The organism is Streptomyces sp. G45, assembly GCF_049542095.1.
GTDB lineage: Bacteria > Actinomycetota > Actinomycetes > Streptomycetales > Streptomycetaceae > Streptomyces.
This window is the reverse complement of record NZ_JBMUZU010000001.1, coordinates 3,255,677-3,274,367: the sequence shown is the minus strand read 5'-3', so window position 1 is coordinate 3,274,367 and position 18,691 is coordinate 3,255,677. Positions and strand designations below refer to the sequence as shown.

The window sequence follows — 18,691 nt, the reverse complement described above, 5'->3', positions numbered from 1 at the left end:
TGCGCCGGTTGTGTACCGGGTCTGTACCGGCTTCGTCCGTTGTCGGACTTTGCGGTTAGCCTGGCGCGACGCATTCACCATCGGGATGGGGGACGGTCGTAACGCATGGCCAGGGAATTCCAACGCGGCCACAAGGCCAAGATCAGTGACCTCACGGCCGGGACCGATCTGTACGTCGGCGTGCACATCGCTGCCCCCGGGCTGACCTTCGACATCAGTTGCTTCGGCCTGGACGCGAGCGAGCGGCTCTCGGACGACCGCTACTTCATCTTCTACAACCAGCCGAAGTCCCCGGAGGAGTCGCTTCAGCTCCTGGGGGCGCAGGCGGGCGACAACGAGTCCTTCCGCGTCACGCTGGACCGCATCCCGCCGCAGATCCAGAAGCTGTCGTTCACAGCCGCGATCGACGGCGCCGGGCAGATGTCGCAGATCACGTCGGGCTACATCCGGATCGTGGCGGGCGGCGAGGAGGTGGCCCGGTACGCGTTCAGCGGCGCGGAGTTCTCCACCGAGCGCGCCCTGATGCTGGGCGACTTCTACCTGAAGGACGTGTGGCGCTTCGCCGCGGTCGGGCAGGGCTTCGACGGCGGCCTCGACGCGCTGCTCAGGAACTTCGGCGGGGAGGTCGCGGACGACGAGCCCGCCGCGGCGCCCCCGGCGCAGGCGTCCGCGCCCGGCTTCGCGCCCCCGGCGGACGCCTCGGCGCCCCCCGCGTTCGCCGCCCCCGCCGCAGCCGCCCCGGTCCCCGCGGCGCCCGCCCCCGCCGCGCCCGCGCCCGCGGCCCCCACTCCTCCGGCCCCGGCCCCGGCCCCCGCCCCGCAGCAGCCCGCGCCCCCGCAGAGCGCCACCCCGCCGCCGCCCGCCGCCCCGGCGGTGCACTCCGCGCAGACCGTCGTGGCCCCCCTGAACCAACCGCCGCACCAGCCCGCGAGCCCGCCCGGCGCCCCCGTGCCGCCCCCGCAGGCCGACCCGTACGGCCAGCCGGGCGCGCAGCCGCAGGGCCAGCCCTACGGCCAGCCCGGCCAGCCCCAGCAGTTCGGCCAGACGCCGGGGCAGCAGCCCTCCGCGCCGCTCCCGCCGGGCTACGGCCAGCAGCCCTCGGCGGCCCCGCCGCCCGGGTACGGCCAGCAGCCGCAGCCCCCTGGATACGGCCAGCAGCCCCAGGCACCGGGGTACGGCCAGCCCGCCGCGCCCCAGCCGCCCGGGTACGGCCAGCAGCCCCAGGCGCCGATCCCCGGTCAGGCACCCGCCCCGTTCGGCCAGGGCGCCCCGGGCGTCCCGCAGGCCGCGCCCCAGGGCGCCGGAGTGGCCGCCGCGCTCCAGAAGTACCGCGAGGCCGGGACCGGCCAGCGCTGGACGCAGCAGAACGAGAAGCTGGTCCGCATCGACTTGAACGTCGGCGGCCAGCCCGTCCTCGCCCGCCAGGGCAGCATGGTGCTCTACCAGGGCAAGGTCGAGTTCAGCTACAAGGGCGCGGGCTTCGCGGGCCGCATCGTGGGCAACGCCACTGGCCAGGAGATGCAGCTGATGCGCTGCACCGGGCGCGGCCAGGTCTTCCTCGCCGAGCAGGGCACGCATCTGCACCCCATCGAGCTCCAGGGCGACGCCATCTGCGTCTCCGCGGAGAACGTCCTCGCCTTCGATGAGTCGCTCCAGTACGAGGTGCGCCGCATCGAGGGGCACGGCATCCCCGGGGGCGCGCTGTTCGTCATGCAGTTCCAGGGAGCGGGCACCGTCGTCGTGAAGACCCACGGCATGCCCGTCGTGCTGCCGGTGACGCCGACGACCTTCGCCGACTGCCACGCCGTGGTCGCGTGGTCCGCCGCCGCCCAGGCGATCGTGTCCAGCCAGGTCCGGCTGCGCGGCAACGCCTCCGCGGGTTCCACGGGGGAGAGCGTGAACCTCCAGTTCCGTGGCGCGCCCGGCAATTTCATCGTCGTCCAGCCGTACGAGGTCTGAGGGAGCCCGTCATGAACCAGCAGCAGCTCGCGGGCTACGCCCCGGCCCCGGTGGCCGCCCGCATGGAGAACCACGGCCACCACATGGTCAAGGTCGCCATGCAGACCGGACACGACCTCCTCGCCCGCGTGGGCTCGATGGTCGCCTACGAAGGGTTCGTGCAGTACGAGCCCAACCCGCCCGCCGTCCGCCAGGTCGCCCGCGAATGGATGACCGGCGAGGGCGCCCCGTTGATGAAGTGCTCCGGAGACGGCCTGCTCTACCTCGCCGACTACGGAGCGGACGTCGTCGTCATCAACCTGGCGGGCGACGCACTCTCGGTGAACGGCACCAACCTGCTCGCCTTCGACGCGAGCCTCCAGTGGGGCGTCGAACGGGTCAAGGGCCTCGCGAAGTTCGCGGGGCAGGGCCTGTGGAACGTCAGGATCTCCGGTCAGGGCTGGGTGGCGCTGACCTCGCGGGGCACGCCGATCGTGGTCGACTGCGGCCGCGGCGAGGACGAGACGTACGTGGACCCGGACGCCCTGATCGCCTGGTCGCCCAACCTGAAGGTGAAGGGCAAGCGGAGCTTCAAGGCCGGGTCGCTCATCGGGCGCGGCAGCGGCGAGGCCTACCAGATGGGCTTCTCCGGAGAGGGCATCGTCGTCGTACAGCCCAGTGAGGACAGCACCGACCGCCTCCGGATCCGGAGCTGAGGGGGAGCAACACACCATGCAGAGCTCGCTTTTCGCGCACGCCGAGCAGCAGTCCCAGGAGCGCTACACCGTGCAGAACCCGCAGCTGCTGCGGGTCGCCTTGGAGGGCCACGACGACGTGCTGGCCCGCAAGGGCTCGATGGTCGCCTACCAGGGGCTCGTCGAGTTCGACGCCGAGTACCAGAGCGGCGGTCAGCGGCGCGCCCGCGCGCACACGGGCGAGGGCCTGGACCTGATGCGCTGCCACGGCCAGGGCGCCGTCTACTTCGCCAACCTCGCGCAGTACATCCACATCGTGGACGTCGACCAGGACGGCCTGACCGTCGACAGCGCCTACGTCCTCGCCATGGACTCGTCGCTGTCCCACCAGGTGATCGCGGTGGACAGCCAGTACGGCATCTCCGGGTCCGGCAAGTACCAGCTCAACATCACCGGGCGCGGCAAGGTCGCCCTGATGACGTCGGGCCAGCCGCTGATGCTCCAGGTCACCCCGGACCGCTATGTGAACGCCGACGCGGACGCGATCGTCGCCTGGTCCACCGGCCTCAGGGTGCAGATGCAGGCGCAGACGCATTCCTCGGGCGTATGGCGGCGGCGCGGCAACACCGGTGAGGGCTGGGAGCTCAGCTTCATGGGCCAGGGGTACGCGCTCGTCCAGCCCAGCGAGATGCTGCCGCCGCAGCACGCCGCCATCGGGCAGGGCGTGGCCGCCCAGTTCGGCATGGGGCAGCAGGGCGCGCGGGGGCAGAACCAGGGCAACGTCTGGAACTGACCTCCAGCAGAACCATGTGCGCACCATGTGTAAGGGGCGGTCGCCCTGGCGACCGCCCCTTACACATCTCCGCATGTCGCCCCCCGCGTGAGGGGTGTGGCGTCACACCTGGAGGCGTGCCCGCGTGCCCTCCATAAGGCGGACGACGGACGTGTCAGCCACGTCCGCCACCTCGTCGTACGCGAACCAGCGCAGGTCGAGCGACTCGTCGCTGATCGCCGCGGTCGCGTCGGCGGGGGCGAGCGCGGCGAACTGCACGTCCAGGTGCTGGGTGCAGGGGCCCGGGATCGGGTGCCGGTCCAGGCGCACCGGGCCGCCCGGCAGCAGCGTCAGGCCCGGGACGCCGGACTCCTCCGTGGCTTCGCGCAGCGCGGCGGCGGCGAGCGTCGCGTCGCCCGGCTCGCAGTGGCCGCCCATCTGGAGCCACATCCGCAGCTTCCGGTGCAGCGTCAGCAGTACGCGCCCCCGCGACGGGTCGACCACCAGGGCGCTGGCCGTCACGTGCCCGTCCGTGCAGGACTTCCACAGGCCGTCCTCGGGGTGGGCCGCCAGGTGGTCCAGGTAGTACTGGCGCAGCTCGTCCTGGTCCTCGTACGCCTTCAGCGTGAGGACCGCGTCGTCGTGCAGGCTCACTTCGCGCCGTCGTCCTCGCCGTCACCCGGAGCGGCGTCGTCGCCCTTGGAGCCCTCGCCGCCCTTGGAATCCTCGCCCTTGGAGAGGTCAGGCTTGCCGGAGGAGGCGGCGCCGTCCGCGGCCTCGCCGAGCATCTTGTCCAGCTCGGAGAAGTCCAGCTGCTCGCGGTGCACGAAGCCGTCCGGGTCGTCCAGGTCGGTGGCCGTCGGGAGCATGTCCGGGTGCGCCCACAGGCCGTCGCGGCCGTCGACGCCACGCGCGTCCGTCAGGGAGGCCCACAGGCGCGAGGCGTCCCGCAGGCGGCGCGGGCGCAGCTCCAGGCCGATGAGCGTCGCGAACGTCTGCTCGGCGGGGCCGCCCGTGGCGCGGCGGCGGCGCAGGGTCTCGCGCAGCGCGTCGGCCGCCGACAGGCGGGGCTTCGCCGCGGCGTGCACCACCGCGTCCACCCAGCCCTCGACGAGCGCGAGCGCCGTCTCCAGGCGGGCCAGGGCGGCCTTCTGCTCGGGGGAGTCCTCCGGCTGGAACATGCCCTGCTGGAGGGCGTCCTGGAGCTGCTCCGGATTCTGCGGGTCGAACTGGCCGACGACGTCCTCCAGCTTGGAGGTGTCGACCTTGATGCCGCGGGCATAGCCCTCGACCGCGCCGAACAGGTGCGAGCGCAGCCACGGCACGTGGGCGAAGAGCCGCTGGTGGGCCGCCTCGCGCAGCGCCAGATAGAGCCGCACCTCCTCCATGGGGACGCTCAGGTCCTTGCCGAAGGCGGACACGTTCACCGGGAGCAGGGCGGCCTTGCCGGACGGGCCGAGGGGCAGGCCGATGTCCGTGGAGCCCACGACCTCGCCCGCGAGGACGCCCACGGCCTGGCCGATCTGCTGGCCGAACATGGCGCCGCCCATGGAGCGCATCATGCCGATCAGCGGGCCCGCCATGGCCTGCATCTCCTCGGGCAGGACGTCCCCCATGGCGGCGCCCACGCGCTCGGCGACCGGGTCGACCAGCTCCCGCCAGGCCGGGAGGGTCGCCTCGACCCACTCGGCGCGGCTCCAGGCCACGGCCGTGCCGGAGCCGGACGGCAGGGACGTGGCGTCATCCAGCCACAGGTCGGCCAGGCGGACGGCCTCCTCCACGGCGGTGCGGTCGGCGGGGCCGACGCTCTCGTCCTTGGTGCCGTCCGCGGTGCCCTGGGAGACCGTCTGGCGGGCGATGTCCTTGGCCATGTCCCAGTTCACCGGCCCGCCCTCGTACGACAGCATCTGGCCGAGCTGCTGGAAGGCGGCGCCCAGGTCCGTGGGGTTCATCGAACCGAACATGGCCGCGAACGGGTTCTCCGCACCGCCCGGGCCGCCCATTCCGGGCAGGCCGAAACCGAACGGGTTCCCAGGGCCGCCGGAACCCTGGCCCCCTCCGGGGGTGTCCTTCTTCTTGCCCTCGTCGCCGTTCTCCGGCTCCTCCGGCGGAAGGCCGAATCCGAATGGGGTGTCACTCACGGGTTTCCTCGGCTCGTAAGGCCACCGGATCTGGGTCCGGCGGCGGCTGCCCGACAACACCTCCCAGCCTAGACACCCCGGCGCGATCGGGCCTCGGTGCTTCGCCGCCCGGAGGGCTGCGGCAGGATGGATGCCACCTGGTACGTACGCGTCATTCACGTACGTACTGAAGACAACCGCTGGAGACGCCCGGTGAGTTCCCCAGATCCGCAGGTTCGCGCAGCGCGAAACCCCTCAGGCAGGACGCCGCCCGACGAGCGGACCGCCCCGGCGCCGCTGCGCGAGGCCGCGCCGTCGCCCGTGCGCGGGCCCGTCGTCGCCGTCACCGGCGCGGCGGCGGGCGTGGGGGCGCGCCTGACCGAGCGCCTGGCCGCGTCCGACGCGGTCAAGCAGGTCGTGGCGATCGACGAGCGCCGGGGGACTGCGCGCAGGCCCAGTGGCACGTCCTGGACGTGCGGGACCCGGCCATCGCCGAGAAGCTGCGCGGCGTCGACGTCGTGGTGCACCTCGCGCTCGACCTGGACCTGGAGACCGACGCCGCCGCCCGCACCGCGTACAACGTACGCGGCACCCAGACCGTCCTGACCGCGGCCGCCGCGGCGGGCGTGCACCGCGTCGTCCTGTGCACCTCGGCCATGGTCTACGGAGCGCTGGCCGACAACGAACTGCCCCTCTCCGAAGACGCCGAACTGCGCGCCACCGCGGAGGCCACGGGCGTCGGCGACCTCCTGGAGATCGAGCGGCTCGCCCGGCGCGCGCCCCGGGCGCACCCCGGCCTGAACGTCACCGTGGTGCGGCCCGCCATCCTCGTGGGCGGCACCGACACCGCGCTCACCCGGTACTTCGAGTCGCCCCGGCTCCTGGTGGTCGCCGGGTCCCGGCCCGCCTGGCAGTTCTGCCACGTCGACGACCTGTGCAGCGCCCTGGAGTACGCCGTCCTGGAGCGGGTCGACGGGGAGCTGGCCGTGGGGTGCGACGGCTGGCTGGAGCAGGAGGAGGTCGAGGAACTGAGCGGCATCCGGCGCATGGAGCTGCCGTCCGCGGTGGCCCTGGGCGCCGCCGCGCGGCTGCACCGCATCGGCCTCACGCCGTCTCCGGCCGGGGACCTGGCGTACACCATGTACCCCTGGGTGGTCAGTGTGAGCCGACTGCACGACGCCGGGTGGCGGCCGCGGTGGACCAACGAGGAGGTGCTCGCGGAGCTGCTGGAGGAGGTCTCCGGGCGCAAGACGGTCGCGGGGCGGCGGCTGGGGCGCAAGGACGCGACGGCGGCGGGGGCCGCCGGGGCGACCGTCGCCCTGTTGGGTACGGCCGCGCTGGTCCGCCGGGCGCGGAAGGCTCGGCGCAGGCTGTAGTGCCCCCGGGCTCCGGGGGCGGGCGTCTCCGGGACTCCTGTCCGGCGCCGAGGGGCGGGCGTCTCCTGGAGGGTGCCCACAGCGGGGGCGGCACGGCCAGGACGGAGCAGCACGGCCAGGACGGAGCAGCACGGACGGGACACACGGTCGGCGGGTTCCGTAGGGAACTCCAAGTTCGTCCCCCGCGTGCCGGGGGATCAGGGGATTCCTCGTTGTCAGTGCCGTACGGCACCATGGCCGCATGGCACGCAATGCGAAGGATCACCCCGGTGAGCTGGCGGCTGACGACCCGATCCGGCTGCTCGGCATCCGGGAGACGCCGCTGTCGCTCGACGAGGTCTTCAAGGCCGTGGGGGACGACGCCGCGGGCGGCACGGCGCTGTTCGTCGGGACCGTGCGGGACCACGACGGCGGCGCGGATGTCGACGCGCTGGCGTACTCCAGCCACCCCAGCGCCGAGGCCGAGCTGCGCCGGGTGGCCGAGAAGGTCGTCGCCGAGTTCCCGGTGCGCGCCCTCGCCGCCGTGCACCGCGTCGGTGACCTGGCCGTGGGCGACCTCGCCGTCGTCGTCGCCGTCTCCTGCGCGCACCGGGCGGAGGCCTTCGCGGCCTGCCGCAAGCTGATCGACGACCTGAAGCACGAGGTGCCGATCTGGAAGCACCAGACGTTCTCCGACGGCAGACAGGAGTGGGTCGGCGCCTGCTAGGGCGCGTCGGGGCACGTCAGGGCGTCACGGCCGGGGCCCCGCGGGGCCTCCGGTTGCGTAACCGCCCCCCTGCCGTGAGCGTTGTCGCAGCGGATGGTTAATCTGCTGATCAGTCAGTTCGCTGTCGCTCACGTTGTCGCTCAAGGGGTCGGGAGGTCGACATGGCGTCGCTTGCCTGGTTGCTGATTCCGCTGCTGGCGGCGGTTGGTGCCGGTCTGTGGGCCGTCCTGGCCAACCGGAACCGCGCCAGCGGCAAGACCGGTGACAACACCGAGCTGAACGGCTACGCGGCGTTCCGCAGGGCCATGGAGAAGACCCACTCGGCCGCTCTGGAGAAGACCCCTTCGGGCACCGACGCCGCCTGATCCCCGGCCCCGACCCTACGTAGCCGCCCCGCCCGTACAGGCTGGCCCCAGCTCGTACGGACCGGCCCCAGCCCGGACGGACCGGCCCCGGGGGTGCGCTCACAGGACCGTCCCGTACTGTCGTTCCATGCCACGCCGCACCGCGACGATGCTCGCCTCCACCCTCATGCTGATCGCGCTGCTCTGCGCGGGTGTGCTGATCAAGGTCCCGTACGCGGAGATGTCGCCGGGCCCGACGGTGAACACCCTGGGCGACCACGACGGCGAGCCGGTGCTGCAGATCTCGGGGCACAAGACCTATCCGACCAGCGGCCATCTGAACATGACGACGGTCCGGGTCACCAGCGCCGACTACAAGATGAACCTCGCCGAGGCCGTCTACGGCTGGCTCTCGCACGACAACATCGTGGTGCCGCACGACACGCTCTACCCGGACGGCAAGACCGAGCAGCAGTCGAACCGGGAGAACGCCGAGGAGTTCAGCCAGTCCCAGGAGAGCGCGAAGGTCGCCGCCCTGAAGCAGCTGAAGCTGCCGGTGAAGACCCAGGTGGTGGTCTCCACCGTCTTCAAGGACAGCCCGGCGGAGGGCAAGCTGCACGCGGGCGACGTCATCGAGAGCGTGGACGGCAGGAAGGTGACACGGACCTCGGACGTCGCGAAGTTCGTCACCAAGCGCAAGCCGGGCCAGCCCGTGGTCTTCACCGTCGTCCCCGTCAAGGAGGCGGCCGCCGCCGAGAAGTCGGGCAAGAAGCCGAGCAGGACCGAGGACGTCAGGATCGTCACGGAGAAGGCCGAGGACAGCGGGCCCGACCGGGCCGTCGTCGGCATCCAGGCCGGAACCGACCACACCTTCCCGTTCACCATCGACATCAAGCTCGCCGACGTGGGCGGGCCCAGCGCGGGCCTGATGTTCGCGCTCGGCATCGTCGACAAGCTCACGCCCGGCCCGCTGACCGGCGGCAAGTTCGTCGCGGGCACCGGCACCATCGAGGAGGACGGCACGGTCGGCCCGATCGGCGGCGTCGAGATGAAGACCGTCGGCGCGCGCGACAAGGGCGCCGAGTACTTCCTGACGCCGAAGGACAACTGCGCGGCCGCCGCCAGCGACGTCCCCGACGGGCTCACCCTGGTCAAGGTCGACACGATCAAGGACGCGGTCAGCTCCCTGGAGAAGATCCGCAAGGGCGACACCGACGACCTGCCGCGCTGCACCAAGAGCTGACCCGGCGGACACGACAACGACAGTAGCCGGGGACGGCCCACGCCACCCCCGGCCACCGAACACGGCCTGCGGGACCTGCTCGCGCACGTCGCCGCCAGCTGCCTGCTTCGCGCACGTCGCCGCCAGCGACCTGCTCAGCGCAGGTCGCCGTCAGCTGCCTACTCCGCGAACGTCGCGGCCAGCCACCTACTCCGCGAACGTCGCCGCCAGCGCCTCCGCGAGCCCCGGCACCAGGTCGGACCCCGTGAGCACCTCCGCCGGCGAGTCCTTCTCGCGCAGCCGCAGGGCCGACTCGCGCGCGCCGTCCCGCAGCACCGCGACCGTCATCCGCACCTCCTGGCGCTCGGGGTGCTTGGCCACCCAGTCGCCCAGCTCCCGCTCGCCGAGGTCCTGCGGAACGGACGCCTCCGCGGACGGCGGCAGCATCAGGCGCTCCACGGTCAGGGCGCAGCCCGCGACCGCCTCGGGCCAGGCGATGGTGCCGAGGAACTCGTCGAGGGCGGCGCCCGCGGGCAGCTCGTCCTGCTCGATGGGGGTCAGGGGCGCGCCGGACGCGTCGTCCGCCAGGCCGAGGCGGTCGGCGAGGCCGGGCTCCTGGGCGCGGAGCTGAGCGGTGTCCACGAGGGCGAAGAGACGGGCGGGCTGGTCCCAGCCGAGGGTCGCGACATAGTCGTCGATCTCCAGGACGGCTCGGGTGAGGGGGCTCGCGGCCATCGGTGGGCCGGAGGGGGAAACGTTGGGCATGCCCAATATCCTGCCTCGTTCAGACCCCGGAACGGGAACTGAGTAAAGCGTCGGTAAGTTGCATGAGTGGGCTCTACGATCGCGGGGCCTGTTTCAGCCACAGCTACAGCGAACTTCGAGGTGCGCACCTTGGCTTTCCAGATGCCGGACCGCGGCGGAGGCCCGACGGGGCCACGGATCAGAGTGGGCCGACCGTCCCGTCGCGTCCGGACCCTGCTGATGACACTGGGCGTCCTGGCCGTCCTTGCCATGGCGTTCGTCATGTTCGCGGGGTTCTGGACGGACTGGCTCTGGTACCGCTCGGTCCACTACTCATCGGTCTTCACCACCACCCTGTGGACCAAGATCGGCCTGTTCTTCGTCTTCGGCCTGCTCATGGCGGCCGCGGTCGGCGTGAACATCTGGCTCGCGCACCGGCTGCGCCCGCCGCTGAGCGCCATGTCGATGGAGCAGCAGAGCCTCGACCGCTACCGCATGGCGATCGCGCCGTACAAGAAGTGGCTGCTCATCGGCATCACGGCGCTCGTCGGCCTGATCGCGGGCGCGTCCGCCGCGGGCCAGTGGCGCACCTGGCTGATGTGGGTCAACGGCGTCCCCTTCCACCAGAAGGACCCCCAGTTCCACCTGGACGTCTCCTTCTACGCCTTCGACCTGCCGTGGTACCGCTTCCTGCTCGGCTTCGGCTTCGCGGCCGCGGTCCTTTCGGTGATCGCCGCCGCCCTGACGCACTACCTGTACGGCGGCCTGCGCATCACCAGCCCCGGCGGGCGGGCCACGGCCGCGGCCACCGGGCACCTGTCGGTGCTCATCGGCGTTTTCGTGGCGCTGAAGGCGGTCGCCTACTGGCTCGACCGGTACGGCCTCGCGGTGAAGTCCAGCGACTTCAAGGCGACGGACAACTGGACGGGCCTGCGGTACGTCGACGCGAACGCGTACCTGCCCGCGAAGACCATCCTGTTCTGCATCGCCGTCATCTGCGCGCTGCTGTTCTTCGCGACCCTGTGGCGGCGGACCTGGCAGCTGCCGGTCATCGGCTTCGGCCTGATGGTGCTCTCCGCGATCCTCATCGGCGGCCTGTACCCGGCGATCGTCCAGAAGTTCCAGGTCCAGCCGAACGAGCAGGCCAAGGAAGCCCCGTACATCGCCAAGAACATCAAGGCGACCCGCGAGGCCTACGGCATCAAGGACGTGAAGCCGGAGTCGTACGACGGCACGGGTGTGGTCGGCAAGGACGCCAAGGAGAAGCGCGACGCCGCCGACTCCGCCGCCAGCTACCGCCTGAACGACCCGAACATCGTCTCGCCGACGTTCCAGCAGCTGGAGCAGAAGCGTGAGTACTACCAGTTCCCGATGACGCTGGACGTCGACCGGTACGAGGGCCAGGACACGGTCATCGGCCTGCGCGAGCTGAACCTGGACAAGCTCGACAAGCGCAACTGGATCAACGACCACTTCGTCTACACCCACGGCTACGGCGCGGTCGCGGCCAAGGGCACGGAGACGGCGAAGGGCTCCAAGGGCGAGCCCGCGTTCACCGAGAAGGGCCTGCCCACCAGCGGCTCGCTCGGGGACTACCAGCAGCGGATCTACTACGGCGAGAAGACCAAGTCGTACGCGATCGTCGGCGGCCCCCAGAAGGAGCTGGACTACGAGCAGGCGGGCAGCCAGAAGACGTACAGCTACGAGGGCAAGAGCGGCGTCGACCTGTCCAACCCGATCAACAGGGCGGCGTACGCGGTGACGCTCAGCGAGCCGCAGATCCTGTACTCGGGCGCGATCGGCGAGGGCTCCCGGCTGCTGTACAACCGCACCCCCAAGGAGCGCGTGGAGGCCGTCGCCCCCTGGCTGACCATCGACGGAGACGCCTATCCCACGGTGGTCAAGGGCCGCGTCCAGTGGGTGGTGGACGCCTACACGACGGTCAACAACTACCCCTACTCGTCGTGGACGACGCTCGGGGACACCACGGCCGACTCCCTGTCCGACAAGGACAGTCAGCGCGCCGTCATCGCCCAGCAGAACCGCGTGAACTACATCCGCAACTCGGTGAAGGCCACCGTCGACGCCTATGACGGCACGGTCAAGCTGTACACGTGGGACGAGAAGGACCCCGTCCTGAAGACGTGGAAGAACGCGTTCCCGGGCACCGTCAAGGACAAGAGCGACATCCCCGCGGAGCTGAAGGAGCATCTGCGCTACCCGCAGGACCTGTTCAAGGTCCAGCGCCAGCTCCTGACGAAGTACCACGTCACCAGCCCCGGCCCGTTCTACAACGGCAGTGACGCCTGGCAGGTGCCGAACGACCCGGCGAAGCAGCAGAACAGCTCGGTGCCGCCGTACTACCTGTCCATGAAGACGCCGGGCTCGGACGCGCAGCAGTTCTCCCTGACGACCACGTTCACGCCCAGCAAGCGGCCCAACCTCAGCGCCTTCCTGGCGGTGGACGCGGACGCGAGCAGCGAGAACTACGGCAAGTTCACGCTGCTGAGAGTGAACAAGGGCGATCCCTACGGACCGGAGCAGGTCCAGAACAAACTGGTGTCGCTGCCCGAAGTGGGCAACTTCATCCGGGACATGAAGGGCGCGGCGTCCGACGTCCTCTACGGCAACCTGATGACGGTGCCGTTGAAGAACGGCTTCCTGTACGTCGAGCCGATGTACGTCCAGGGCCGCAAGTCGCCGTATCCGCAGCTGAAGAAGGTGGCCGTCTCCTACGGCTCGGAGAACGTCTTCGCGGACAACCTGGGTGACGCGCTCGACAAGCTCTTCAGGACCAACGGCGGCGATCCCGACGAGCCATCGGACGACCCGGATAAGTCAGGCAAGCCGGATAAGCCGGATGACGGTGACAAGCAGAAGCCTCCGGCGTCGGACAACCCCAGGCTCCAGGAGGCCATCGACGACGCTCAGGCGGCGATCGACGAGGGCAAGGAGGCCCTGAAGGAGGACGACTGGGAGGCGTACGGCAAGGCGCAGAAGAAGCTCCAGGACGCCCTTCAGCGCGCCGAGGACGCCCAGACCGAGGAGCCCGCGAAGAGCGACAAGGGCGGAGACAAGAGCGGCGACAAGGGCAGACGCGAGAACGGATAGCGGCTCGCGGGGTCCGGAGCGCGCGACCCGCGCACGGGCCCCGACCCCGCGCCGTGGTACGGTGAATCGCACAACGGCGCGGGGTGGAGCAGCTCGGTAGCTCGCTGGGCTCATAACCCAGAGGTCGCAGGTTCAAATCCTGTCCCCGCTACTCGAAGGCCGAAGGCCCGGAACCAAGGACGGTTCCGGGCCTTCGCCGTGTGCCCGGGGCCGCCCGCGTCCGCGCGCTCCGTGCGGCGCGCCCCTCGGGCGGGTGCTCATGCCGGTGTCCCATGCCAGTGCTGTGGGGTTCTTGCGAAGAGTGCGCCGGGCGGCGGCAGTTGGGAGAACCTGTGTTTCACTTATCTCTCTGTGGGCATGTCGACAAAACGCTGAAGTGACCTCACTGGCTGCGGTATACCAGATGTACCCAGGTTGCAGGTGGTGCGACGATGGACGTTATGGGGGACAAGGCAACTCTGTTGGAGACAGGGCGGTTTGCGCAGCAGGCCGACCGGGAGGACCCCGGTGAGGTCGCGGAGGAGATGCGGTACCGGATCGCGGCCGAGGCCGGTGACGTGGGCGCGATGAGCGTGCTCGGCAGCCTGCTGCTGCGCCGCGGCGACCTGGACGGTGCCGAATCCTTGCTGCGCGGAGCCACGGCGGCCGGTGACCGGGCCGCGGCCAACAACCTCGGAGTCCTTCTGCACCAGCGCGGGTACGTCGACGAGGCGGCCGGATGGTGGCGGATCGCCGCCGTCGCCGGGTCCGCCGCCGCCGCCCACGCCCTCGGCCGCTACCACCGCGAGCGCGGCGACGAGCCCGCCGCCGAGTACTGGCTGCGCCAGTCCGCGGAGCAGGGCCACACCCTCGGGGCGTACGCGCTCGCCGACCTCCTGGAGCACCGCGGCGACGTCGGAGCCGAGCTGTGGATGCGCACGGCCGCCGAGCGCGGCCACCGCGAGGCCGCCTACCGCCTGGCGCGCGCCCTCGACAAGCGCGCCGAGCGCGAGTGCCCCGGCGAGAGCGGCGCGCGGGAGCGGAGCGCGCGCCGCGAAGGGCCGCGCACCGGTGCGCGCGCCGACAGGACGACCACCGCTACGGAGAAGAGGGCCACCCCTACGGAGAGGGGGGCCGTCGCTACGGAGAAGAGAGGCGCCCCCACGGAGAAGGGCGCCGCGAGAGGCGAGAAGCCCGGCGGGAGGCCTGGAGCGAAGCCCGGCGAGAAGGCCGCTGGGAAGCCCGGCGAGAAGGACCAGGGGAAGGGCCGCGAGAAGGGCCGCGAGAAGAGGGCGCTGTCCCTCCTCGAAGAGGCCGAGCAGTGGTACCGCCAGGCGGCGGCCCGAGGCCACCGCAGGGCGGCGCTGCACCTCGGCGCCATCCTGGAGGGGCGCGGCGAGCTGAAGGAGGCCGGGCGCTGGTACCTGACGTCCGCCAAGGACGGCGAGCCGCGCGCCGCCTGCGCCCTCGGCTTCCTGCTGCGCGACGCCGGGGACACGGAGAACGCCGCCGTGTGGTGGCTCAGGGCCGCCCAGGACGGCGACGGGAACGCCGCCAACGCCCTCGGCGCGCTGCACGCCGAGCGCGGCGAGACCCAGACCGCCGAGCGCTGGTACCGCGCGGCCATGGACGCGGGCGACATCAACGGCGCGTACAACCTGGGCCTGCTGTGCGCCGAGCAGAAGCGCACCGCCCAGGCCGACCAGTGGTACCGCCGCGCCGCCTACGCGGGGCACCGCGAGGCGGCCAACGCACTCGCCGTGCTGCTGCTCCAGGGCGGCGACGCCGCGGGCGCCGAGCCCTGGTTCTCCAAGGCCGCGGAGGCGGGCAGCGTCGACGCCGCGTTCAACCTGGGGATCCTGTACGCGGGCCGGGGCGACGACGCCGCGGCCCTCAGGTGGTACGAGCGCGCCGCGGCGGCGGGCCACACCGAGGCCGCGCTCCAGGTGGGCACGGCCCGGCTGCGCGACGGCGACGAGCAGGAGGCCGAGCGGCACCTGCGGTGCGCGGCGGGCGGCGGCAGCGCGGAGGCCGCCTACCGGCTCGGCACGGTCCTCGACGCCCGCCGCCCCGCCGCCGCCGAGCCCGCGCTCGGCGAGCCCGCGGTGCGGAAGACCGAGTGCGAGGAGTGGTACGAGCGCGCCGCCGAGCTGGGCCACCGGCGCGCCCAGGTCCGCGTCGGCATGCTGGCCGCGGGCCGGGGCGACGTGGTCGAGGCCGCCCGCTGGTACCGCCAGGCGGCGGAGGCCGGGAGCCGCAACGGCGCGTTCAACCTGGGCCTGCTGCTCGCCCGCGAGGGCAGCGAGCCGGAGGCCGCCCTGTGGTGGACCCGCGCCGCCGACGCCGGACACGGCCGGGCCGCGCTGCGCCTGGCGCTGCTGTACGCGCGCCGGGGCCAGCTCGCCGAGGGGCAGCGCTGGGCCGCCCGCGCGGTCGACCTCGGCCCGCCGGAGGTCGCCGAGCGCGCGGCCCGGCTCGGCGAGGCGCTGCGCCAGGAACTCACGGCGTAGCGCCTTCGGGCATCCGCTTCTCCGCGCGGAGAGTCCGTACGAAGAAGCGGGGGACTCTGTACGGAGAAGCGGGGCACCCCTACGGGGAAGCGATTTGCGCTGGTCGTAGGCGTGGCGTACTGTTGGGTTCACCGACGCGGGGTGGAGCAGCTCGGTAGCTCGCTGGGCTCATAACCCAGAGGTCGCAGGTTCAAATCCTGTCCCCGCTACTCAGAGGCCGAAGGCCCGGAACCGATCAGGTTTCCGGGCCTTCGGTGTTTCACGAGCACTTGCGCGAGCACGTACAGGTAAGCCCCGGTCACCAGGTGACCGGGGCTTACCTGTGTCTACGTAGGTGCGTTGACGCCGTTAACGCGTCGCCGCGCAACTGGGGCACACGCCCCGGTATGTGACCTCCACGTCCGAGATCGTGAAGCCGAAGCGCTCCGAGTCCGGGAGGTTCGCCAGCGGATTGCCCGTCGGGTGCACGTCGCGGATCGCGCCGCAGTGGGCGCAGACCAGGTGCTGGTGCGGCCGGTGCGCGTTCGGGTCGTACCTCTTCGCCCTGCGGTCCGTGGAGACCTCGAGGATCTCGCCGAGGGAGACCAGCTCGCCGAGCGTGTTGTACACGGTCGCCCGGGAGATCTCCGGGAGCTTGACGACGGCACGCGCGTGCACCTCGTCGGCCGTCAGATGCGTGTGGTCCCCGTCGAGGACCTCGGCCACGACGCGTCGCTGCGCGGTCATGCGCCAGCCGCGTCCGCGCAGCCGTTCCAACAGGTCACTCATATCGCCAGCCTAACAGGTGAGGGGATCAGATCCCGAACGAGTGTGACTCTGGATGCTTACTTGACTTAGACAATGTCTATCGTAGGATCGAGTTCGGCAAACGCCACGGGACAGGACGTGTAAGGAATGACGCAGGAGGCGCACGTGACGCAGGGACCCCTCACCACCGAGGCCGGAGCGCCGGTCGCCGACAACCAGAACAGCGAGACCGCGGGCGTCGGCGGTCCGGTCCTCCTCCAGGACCAGCACCTCCTGGAGAAGCTGGCGCACTTCAACCGCGAGCGCATCCCGGAGCGCGTGGTGCACGCGCGGGGCGCGGGCGCGTACGGCACGTTCACGGTGACCGCGGACGTCACTCCGTACACGCGGGCCGCGTTCCTCTCCGAGGTCGGCAAGGAGACCGAGGTCTTCCTGCGCTTCTCCACGGTCGCGGGCAACCTGGGCGCGGCCGACGCGGTGCGCGACCCGCGCGGCTTCTCGCTGAAGTTCTACACGGAGGACGGCAACTACGACCTCGTCGGGAACAACACGCCGATCTTCTTCATCAAGGACGCCATCAAGTTCCCGGACTTCATCCACACCCAGAAGCGCGACCCGTACACGGGCTCGCAGGAGCCCGACAACGTCTGGGACTTCTGGGGCCTGAGCCCGGAGTCCACGCACCAGGTGACCTGGCTCTTCGGCGACCGGGGCATACCCGCGTCGTACCGCCACATGGACGGCTTCGGCTCGCACACCTTCCAGTGGCAGAACGAGGCCGGGGAGGTCTTCTGGGTCAAGTACCACTTCAAGACCGACCAGGGCATCAAGAACCTCACCGCCCAGGAGGCCGAGGTCCTCGCGGGCAAGGACCCCGACAGCCACCAGCGGGACCTGCGCGAGTCCATCGAGCGCGGCGAGTTCCCGAGCTGGACCGCGTACGTGCAGATCATGCCCGCGGCCGACGCGGCGACCTACCGCTTCAACCCCTTCGACCTCACCAAGGTGTGGCCGCACGCGGACTACCCGCTGATCGAGTTCGGCAAGCTGGAGCTCAACCGCAACCCGGAGAACGTGTTCGCCGAGGTCGAGCAGGCCATCTTCTCGCCCGCGCACTTCGTCCCCGGCATCGGCCCGTCCCCGGACAAGATGCTCCAGGGCCGCCTGTTCGCGTACGCCGACGCGCACCGCTACCGGGTCGGGATCAACGCCGACCACCTGCCGGTGAACCGCCCGCACGCGACCGAGGCCCGCTCCTACGGCCGTGACGGCTTCATGTACGACGGCCGCCACAAGGGCGCGAAGAACTACGAGCCCAACTCCTTCGGCGGCCCGGTCCAGACGGACCGCCCGCTGTGGGGCTCCACCGCGAACTTCACCGGCGGCACCGGAAACCACGAGGCGCCCTCGCACGCCGAGGACAACGACTTCGTGCAGGCGGGCAACCTCTACCGCCTGATGTCCGACGACGAGAAGCAGCGCCTGATCGACAACCTCGCGGCGGGCATCGCGGGCGTCTCCCGCGACGACATCGCCGAGCGCGCGATCAACAACTTCCGTCAGGCGGACGACGACTTCGGCAAGCGACTGGAGGCCGCGGTCCAGGCCCTGCGCGGCTAAGACCCCAGTCCCTCGTCGAGGACGGCGGGCCGGATCCCCTCGGGGGTCCGGCCCGCCCGCCGTGTCAGACGGGCTGCGCGGCGCGGCGGCTCGGTGCCCAGCAGCGGATGATGTCGCGGACGGACACGATGCCCGCGGGCTCGCCGCGGTCGAGCACGATCAGATGCCGGAAGCCGCCGTGGGACATGGCCTCGGCCGCGTCCTGAAGGGTCCATACCGGCCCGGCGAACACGACGTCGGTCGTCGTGTGCGCGCCCGCGGTCTCCAGGTCCGGGTCCTGGCCGCGGCCCAGGGAGTTGAGGATGTCGCGCTCGGTCAGGATGCCGATCCCGGTGTCGTCGGGGTCGAAGACGACCGCCGCGCCGACGCGGCGCGCCGACATCAGCCGGGCGGCCTGGCGGAGGGTGTGGGCGGGGCCGATGGTGAGGACCAACGTGCTCATGGCGTCGCGGACGAGCATGGGCGTGAGCCACCTCCTTGGTGAGCCCTTTGCCCTTGGCATGCCGGGAGCTGAGAACGGCATTGCCAAGAGAAGGGATTCACAAGTTCACAAGTGGGGGACTCTCAGGGTCGCAGCGAAGCGGAACGCCAACAAGGGGGCGCGTGGGGTCAGTTCACGGCGCCGGGCCGTCGGGCCGCCGGGGGCGGCGGGGCTGCGGGGCCGTGTGCGCGGGGCCAGGCGCGCGGTCCCGGTCACGCAGGCCAGGCGCGCGGTTCAGGTATGTGGTGCGGAGGCGTGGGGCGGGTGCGCGAATGAGGCACGCGGTCCAACGCGTGGGTCGGCACGCGGTCCGGACAGGCGAGGCA

14 protein-coding genes, 2 tRNA genes and 1 pseudogene are annotated in these 18,691 nt (G+C 71.5%); 12 read left to right on the top strand and 5 right to left on the bottom strand.

Translation table 11 applies throughout. The features are described 5' to 3' along the window. The first annotated feature begins 105 nt into the window (after window positions 1-105). From ACOBQU_RS13130 to ACOBQU_RS13120, 3 genes are read left to right on the top strand one after another with little or no spacing between them, the layout of a single operon-like run. Window positions 106-1,959 (top strand): TerD family protein, encoded by a 1,854-nt coding sequence (locus ACOBQU_RS13130; protein ID WP_423626835.1) that lies wholly within the window; start codon window positions 106-108, stop codon window positions 1,957-1,959. 11 nt (window positions 1,960-1,970) lie between these two features. Then, on the top strand, window positions 1,971-2,654 hold the full coding sequence (locus ACOBQU_RS13125) for an AIM24 family protein (RefSeq protein ID WP_423626834.1): 684 nt from the start codon (window positions 1,971-1,973) through the stop codon (window positions 2,652-2,654). 16 nt (window positions 2,655-2,670) lie between these two features. Next, window positions 2,671-3,426 (top strand): AIM24 family protein, encoded by a 756-nt coding sequence (locus ACOBQU_RS13120; protein WP_423626833.1) that lies wholly within the window; start codon window positions 2,671-2,673, stop codon window positions 3,424-3,426. Between the two features lie 102 nt (window positions 3,427-3,528). On the opposite strand, the gene ACOBQU_RS13115 is transcribed toward ACOBQU_RS13120, so the two are convergent. Together ACOBQU_RS13115 and ACOBQU_RS13110 are read right to left on the bottom strand one after the other, a co-directional pair. Beyond that, window positions 3,529-4,059 carry an NUDIX hydrolase gene (locus ACOBQU_RS13115; protein WP_423626831.1) on the bottom strand — a complete coding sequence of 177 codons (531 nt, stop codon included), beginning with the start codon at window positions 4,057-4,059 and terminating at the stop codon, window positions 3,529-3,531. Next, window positions 4,056-5,546 (bottom strand): zinc-dependent metalloprotease, encoded by a 1,491-nt coding sequence (locus ACOBQU_RS13110; RefSeq protein ID WP_423626830.1) that lies wholly within the window; start codon window positions 5,544-5,546, stop codon window positions 4,056-4,058. Before ACOBQU_RS13110 ends, ACOBQU_RS13115 begins: the two co-directional genes overlap by 4 nt. A gap of 192 nt (window positions 5,547-5,738) precedes the next feature. Between ACOBQU_RS13110 and ACOBQU_RS13105 the strand changes: the two are divergent. The 4 genes and pseudogenes from ACOBQU_RS13105 (at window position 5,739) to ACOBQU_RS13090 (ending at window position 9,194) form a co-directional block, all read left to right on the top strand. Continuing rightward, window positions 5,739-6,901, top strand: a pseudogene (locus ACOBQU_RS13105) (SDR family oxidoreductase). A gap of 241 nt (window positions 6,902-7,142) precedes the next feature. Further along, window positions 7,143-7,607, top strand: a complete 465-nt coding sequence (locus tag ACOBQU_RS13100; RefSeq protein WP_423626828.1) for a molybdenum cofactor biosynthesis protein MoaE — start codon at window positions 7,143-7,145, stop codon at window positions 7,605-7,607. Between the two features lie 161 nt (window positions 7,608-7,768). Then, window positions 7,769-7,972 (top strand): hypothetical protein, encoded by a 204-nt coding sequence (locus tag ACOBQU_RS13095; RefSeq protein WP_423626826.1) that lies wholly within the window; start codon window positions 7,769-7,771, stop codon window positions 7,970-7,972. Window positions 7,973-8,099: 127 nt separating this feature from the next. Beyond that, complete coding sequence (locus ACOBQU_RS13090) at window positions 8,100-9,194, top strand: YlbL family protein (RefSeq protein ID WP_423626824.1); 1,095 nt, start codon at window positions 8,100-8,102, stop codon at window positions 9,192-9,194. Window positions 9,195-9,380: 186 nt separating this feature from the next. On the opposite strand, the gene ACOBQU_RS13085 is transcribed toward ACOBQU_RS13090, so the two are convergent. Continuing rightward, window positions 9,381-9,938: a PPA1309 family protein gene (locus ACOBQU_RS13085; protein ID WP_423626822.1), complete on the bottom strand. Its 558-nt coding sequence runs from the start codon at window positions 9,936-9,938 to the stop codon at window positions 9,381-9,383. 141 nt (window positions 9,939-10,079) lie between these two features. On the opposite strand from ACOBQU_RS13085, the gene ACOBQU_RS13080 reads away from it, so the two are divergent. The 4 genes from ACOBQU_RS13080 to ACOBQU_RS13065 all read left to right on the top strand — a co-directional run bounded on the left by ACOBQU_RS13080 (window position 10,080) and on the right by ACOBQU_RS13065 (window position 15,726). Further along, window positions 10,080-13,028, top strand: a complete 2,949-nt coding sequence (locus ACOBQU_RS13080; protein ID WP_423634439.1) for a UPF0182 family protein — start codon at window positions 10,080-10,082, stop codon at window positions 13,026-13,028. A 77-nt stretch (window positions 13,029-13,105) separates the two neighbouring features. Then, window positions 13,106-13,179: transfer RNA gene (locus tag ACOBQU_RS13075), tRNA-Met, on the top strand. A gap of 280 nt (window positions 13,180-13,459) precedes the next feature. After that, on the top strand, window positions 13,460-15,517 hold the full coding sequence (locus ACOBQU_RS13070; RefSeq protein ID WP_423626820.1) for a sel1 repeat family protein: 2,058 nt from the start codon (window positions 13,460-13,462) through the stop codon (window positions 15,515-15,517). A gap of 135 nt (window positions 15,518-15,652) precedes the next feature. Next, a tRNA-Met gene (locus ACOBQU_RS13065) sits at window positions 15,653-15,726 on the top strand. Between the two features lie 139 nt (window positions 15,727-15,865). On the opposite strand, the gene ACOBQU_RS13060 is transcribed toward ACOBQU_RS13065, so the two are convergent. Further along, window positions 15,866-16,285, bottom strand: a complete 420-nt coding sequence (locus ACOBQU_RS13060) for a Fur family transcriptional regulator (protein WP_423626818.1) — start codon at window positions 16,283-16,285, stop codon at window positions 15,866-15,868. Between the two features lie 144 nt (window positions 16,286-16,429). Here ACOBQU_RS13060 and ACOBQU_RS13055 point away from each other — a divergent pair, with 144 nt between their 5' ends. Beyond that, a complete protein-coding gene (locus ACOBQU_RS13055; protein WP_423626816.1) occupies window positions 16,430-17,884 on the top strand; it encodes a catalase in 1,455 nt (484 codons plus the stop codon). A 64-nt stretch (window positions 17,885-17,948) separates the two neighbouring features. On the opposite strand, the gene ACOBQU_RS13050 is transcribed toward ACOBQU_RS13055, so the two are convergent. After that, a complete protein-coding gene (locus tag ACOBQU_RS13050) occupies window positions 17,949-18,344 on the bottom strand; it encodes a cyclic nucleotide-binding/CBS domain-containing protein (RefSeq protein ID WP_423626814.1) in 396 nt (131 codons plus the stop codon). Window positions 18,345-18,691 lie beyond the last annotated feature (347 nt).

What these genes read in the sequence shown, in the direction of transcription:
- ACOBQU_RS13130 (WP_423626835.1), top strand. Translation starts at nt 106, where the DNA reads ATGGCCAGGGAATTCCAACGCGGCCACAAGGCCAAGATCAGTGACCTC.
- ACOBQU_RS13125 (WP_423626834.1), top strand. Translation starts at nt 1,971, where the DNA reads ATGAACCAGCAGCAGCTCGCGGGCTACGCCCCGGCCCCGGTGGCCGCC.
- ACOBQU_RS13120 (WP_423626833.1), top strand. Translation starts at nt 2,671, where the DNA reads ATGCAGAGCTCGCTTTTCGCGCACGCCGAGCAGCAGTCCCAGGAGCGC.
- ACOBQU_RS13100 (WP_423626828.1), top strand. Translation starts at nt 7,143, where the DNA reads ATGGCACGCAATGCGAAGGATCACCCCGGTGAGCTGGCGGCTGACGAC.
- ACOBQU_RS13095 (WP_423626826.1), top strand. Translation starts at nt 7,769, where the DNA reads ATGGCGTCGCTTGCCTGGTTGCTGATTCCGCTGCTGGCGGCGGTTGGT.
- ACOBQU_RS13090 (WP_423626824.1), top strand. Translation starts at nt 8,100, where the DNA reads ATGCCACGCCGCACCGCGACGATGCTCGCCTCCACCCTCATGCTGATC.
- ACOBQU_RS13085 (WP_423626822.1), bottom strand. Translation starts at nt 9,938, where the DNA reads ATGCCCAACGTTTCCCCCTCCGGCCCACCGATGGCCGCGAGCCCCCTC.
- ACOBQU_RS13080 (WP_423634439.1), top strand. Translation starts at nt 10,080, where the DNA reads ATGCCGGACCGCGGCGGAGGCCCGACGGGGCCACGGATCAGAGTGGGC.
- ACOBQU_RS13070 (WP_423626820.1), top strand. Translation starts at nt 13,460, where the DNA reads ATGGACGTTATGGGGGACAAGGCAACTCTGTTGGAGACAGGGCGGTTT.
- ACOBQU_RS13060 (WP_423626818.1), bottom strand. Translation starts at nt 16,285, where the DNA reads ATGAGTGACCTGTTGGAACGGCTGCGCGGACGCGGCTGGCGCATGACC.
- ACOBQU_RS13050 (WP_423626814.1), bottom strand. Translation starts at nt 18,344, where the DNA reads ATGCTCGTCCGCGACGCCATGAGCACGTTGGTCCTCACCATCGGCCCC.